General features: G+C 50.6%; 4 protein-coding genes and 1 pseudogene (1 of these 5 running past the window's edge). All 5 read left to right on the top strand.

Translation table 11 applies throughout. The features are described from left to right. Nucleotides 1-825: pseudogene (locus GTN70_04720) on the top strand (GTP-binding protein); it begins 909 nt to the left of the window's first position. A gap of 3 nt (nt 826-828) precedes the next feature. Beyond that, nucleotides 829-1,503, top strand: coding sequence for a signal peptidase I (gene lepB / locus GTN70_04715; GenBank protein NIO16285.1), 675 nt, complete (start codon nt 829-831; stop codon nt 1,501-1,503). A 234-nt stretch (nt 1,504-1,737) separates the two neighbouring features. Further along, the gene (pyrR, locus tag GTN70_04710) at nt 1,738-2,292 is read left to right on the top strand and encodes a bifunctional pyr operon transcriptional regulator/uracil phosphoribosyltransferase PyrR (protein ID NIO16284.1); all 555 of its coding nucleotides are present in this window, start codon (nt 1,738-1,740) and stop codon (nt 2,290-2,292) included. After that, entirely contained in the window at nt 2,285-3,226 is a 942-nt protein-coding gene (locus tag GTN70_04705; GenBank protein NIO16283.1) for an aspartate carbamoyltransferase catalytic subunit, read from the top strand. Before pyrR ends, GTN70_04705 begins: the two co-directional genes overlap by 8 nt. A gap of 12 nt (nt 3,227-3,238) precedes the next feature. Next, nucleotides 3,239-4,249, top strand: a 1,011-nt coding sequence (locus GTN70_04700; protein ID NIO16282.1) for an amidohydrolase family protein, incomplete at its 3' end; no start/stop codon positions are given.

The raw sequence follows: 4,249 nt of genomic DNA, 5'->3' as shown, positions 1-4,249 counted from the left end.
TTTTCTTCGGACCCGGAAACCTCAACGGCGTTGGGTTTTGGTTTTCGATGCGGCTTTCTCGGACTCCTGCACATGGAAATAATACAGGAACGGCTCGAGAGGGAATTCGGGATAGACCTGATAACGACCGCGCCAACGGTTCGCTACCGGGTGTCTATGAAAAATGGCGAGTTTCTGGAAATTGACAGTCCGTCACATCTGCCCTCGCAGGCGGAGATGAATTATCTGGAGGAACCCGTCATTACCGCTACGATACATCTGCCCACGGAATACCTGGGGAATATTCTGAAAATATGCGAAGACAAAAGAGGCATCCAGAAAGATTTGAAGTTTGTCCCGGGTAAAAGGGTGATTGTCACATATGACCTGCCTCTCAATGAGATCGTCCTCGATTTTTATGACAGGCTCAAGACGGCTTCGCGAGGATATGCGTCTTTAGATTATGACTTCAAGGGTTACCAGGAATCTGATCTCGTTCTTCTCGATATACTCATCAATAAAGAAAAAGTTGACGCACTCTCGACGATCGTCCATCGACAAAAGGCTTACAGGAGGGGGCGGGAACTCGGTGAGAGATTGAAAGAGCTGATTCCGAGACAGATGTTTGACGTTGTCATTCAGGCGGCAATTGGCTCAAAGGTCATCGCCCGCGAAACGATAAAAGCCATGCGAAAAAATGTTCTCGCAAAATGTTACGGAGGAGACGTTACGAGAAAAAGGAAGCTTCTGGAGCGGCAAAAGGAGGGGAAAAAAAGGATGAAGCAGGTTGGCACCATTGAAATCCCCCAGGAAGCTTTTTTGGCAATCCTCAAGATAAAGGAATAAGGGATGAATGATAAAATCGGGAATACGGATAAGACTGACGGCCAAGTGGCAAAAAAGAGCACGTTCAGGGAATACCTCGAAGCCCTCATAATTGCGCTGATTATTGCCCTGTTTATCAGGACCTTTATCGTTCAGGCTTTCAAGATACCTTCCGGTTCGATGGAATCGACCCTTCTCATTGGCGACCATATTTTCGTTAACAAGTTTATCTATGGCATCAGGATCCCTCTGCTCGGCAAAAGGATATTTGCTTTCAAGAAGCCGCAGCGAAGAGACGTGATCGTTTTCGTATTTCCCGAGGACAAATCGAAAGATTTCATCAAAAGGGTGGTCGGCATTGAAGGTGATGTCGTCGAAATCAAAGATAAGCGGCTTTACGTGAACGGAGAGTTGCAGGATGAGCCATACACCCAGTTTGTTGAAGAGAACAGGATCATTCCCAAGAGGGACAACTTCGGCCCTTTGCGGATCCCCGAGGGAAAGATCTTCGTTGAAGGAGACAACAGGGACAGGAGTTACGACTCGCGTTTTTGGGGGTTCGTCGACATAAACGAAGTCATCGGCAAGGCATTCATAATTTATTTCTCGATAAAAAAAACGCCGGAGGACAGATGGTTCGAGTTCTGGAAGTGGCCGGGGCGCATCAGGTGGGGGAGAGTGGGAGACTTTATACGCTGACTCTGTCCATGCATGCCTTCCGCTCAAAAAAATGTGCTGGGGGTGAGGATGCCGCAAGAGCATTTTTATTGACCTTCACAACAGAGAGTGATATAGTTGTTAGACCTTTTAAGCTGATCCAGTGAGGCCAGCAAAGGAGAAAACGTGATCCCGGTTGCTCTGTTTACCTAACCTTCTCGGAACGGGCGAGAGGGTTTTTTTTTGTCCGTAAACAGCTGAAGCCATGGAGGATTTATGCCGAGGGAGCAGAAAAAAATTCTCATGGACGGCAAAGGAATCGACAGGGCCTTGTCCCGCATCGCTCACGAAATTCTTGAAAAAAACAAAGGGGCAGGAGACCTCGTGCTCATCGGAGTATGCACCGGCGGGATTCCCCTTGCAGATATCCTCAAGCAGAAAATCAGGAAGATCGAGGGGGTAGAAGTTCCCTCGGGTTACATTGATATTACGTTGTACCGAGACGACCTTTCACGGATCGGCTATCATCCGAGGCTCAAGAAGACAGAGATTACATTTCCCATAGATGAGCGCGTCGTAGTCCTCGTCGATGACGTTCTCTTCACGGGGCGAACCATACGGGCGGCCATGGATGCCCTTATCGATTTCGGGAGGCCACGTTCAATTCAGCTGGCTGTGCTGATCGACAGGGGTCACAGGGAGCTTCCCATACGGGCTGATTATGTGGGACGCAACGTACCCACATCGGTGACCGAGCTCGTCAATGTGAACATGACGCAGACCCTGGATGAGTGGAGCGTTGATATTCGGGAGAGAAGCCAAGATGATTGAATCACTGAGAGCCAAAGACTTGCTGGGAATAAAGGAGATGGAGCGGGATGAGATAGAGTTGATCCTGGAGACGGCCAAATCGATGGAAGAGATAATGTCCCGTGACATAAAGAAAGTTCCTTCGCTGAGAGGGAAAACGGTGGTTAATCTCTTTTTCGAGCCGAGCACGAGGACACGAACATCCTTTGAAATTGCCGGGAAGAGGCTCTCTGCCGACGTGATAAACTTTACCTCCACTGCCAGCAGCGTTAAAAAGGGAGAGACGCTTTTGGACACGGCGAGAAACATAGAGGCGATGAAACCGGATATCCTTGTCATAAGGCACTCTGCTTCAGGTGCGCCATACTTTCTGTCAAGCAAAATGAATGTTGCCATCGTCAATGCGGGTGACGGGAAGCACGAGCATCCCACGCAGGGGCTGCTGGACATCTATACGCTGAGAAAAATGAGGGGATCACTGGAGGGTGCGGAGGTGCTCATACTGGGAGACGTCCTCCACAGCCGTGTTGCGAGGTCCGATATACCGGCGCTCAAAAAACTGGGAGCACGTGTTACGGTCTGCGGTCCCTCGACGCTCATACCGAGATGGTGGCAATCGCTGGGAGTGGAGGCCACCTGGGATCTCGACGAAGCCATAAAGGGGAAGGATATCATCATTGTGCTGCGAATCCAGCTCGAGAGGATGCAGTCAAGCTACTTCCCCTCGATAAGGGAATACGTCAAATATTTTGGCCTGAACAGGGAGCGTTTTGCCAAAGCCAGGGAGGATGCGATTATCATGCACCCCGGTCCTGTCAACAGGGGCTGGGAAATCTCCGATGAGCTCGTTGATTGCGAGAAATCGGTTGTCCTGCAGCAAGTAGAGTCAGGCGTTGCCGTGAGAATGGCAGTTCTTTACCTGCTCTCGGCAGTGAAGGAGAAAACCGCGCTATAACAGGGAGGGCAGATGATCGTTTTTCGAGGCGGCACGGTGGTGGATTATGCGTCGGACACGCTGGATACACGGGATATATTCGTGGAGAAAGGCAAAATAGTCAAACTGGCCAGGAGTGACCAGTTTCCGGCGGAAGGAGACTTTGAGATCATCGATATATCGGGCCTGCATGTGATGCCGGGCTTTATCGACCTGCACAGCCACCTGAGGGAACCGGGTTACGAATGGAAGGAGGATATCGTAAGCGGAACAAAGGCTGCCGCCGCCGGTGGCTTTACATCGGTTGTCTGCATGGCCAACACCGATCCTGTGAACGACAACCCGGAAATTACACGCTATATTATCGAGAAAGCAAGGAAAAAAGGTTTGGTCAAGGTATTTCCGGTAGCCTCGATCACCCACAATCTGGAGGGTAAAGAGCTCACTGACTTTGGAGAACTTCTTGAATCAGGAGCGATAGCCCTTTCCGATGATGGCAAACCCATTATGGACTCCCTTATCATGATGCGGGCGATGGATTACAGCAAAATGTTCGACGCCTTGCTCATACTTCACGAGGAGGATGCCGGCCTCAGTGAAGGGGGATGCATGAACGAGGGGGAGACCTCAGCGGTATTGGGACTCACCGGTGTCCCCCCTGTTTCCGAGGAGATCATGATTGCCAGGGATATCCTCCTTGCAGAATACACGGGTGCGAGAATCCACATAGCCCATCTTTCGACGAAACGGGGCATTGACTTGATACGGGATGCAAAGGAAAGGGGAGTCAGAGTCACGGCCGAAACAGCTCCCCACTATCTTACCCTTACGGAAAGAGAGGTTTTGGGATACAACACGAAGGCGAAGATGAATCCCCCCTTGAGGAAAGAGGACGACAGAAGGGCCCTTCTGGCCGCAATCGTGGACGGCACGATTGAGTGCGTTGCAACTGACCATGCACCCCATGAGGATCTGGTAAAAAGCTGCGAGTTCGAGGAGGCTGCCAACGGTATCATCGGTTTCCAGACAGCCTTTCCGCTCCTC

The sequence above is a fragment of the Deltaproteobacteria bacterium genome, assembly GCA_011773515.1.
GTDB lineage: Bacteria > Desulfobacterota > Deferrimicrobia > J040 > J040 > WVXK01.
The sequence above is the reverse complement of the archived record's forward strand: the minus strand, read 5'-3'. Positions and strand labels throughout refer to the sequence as shown.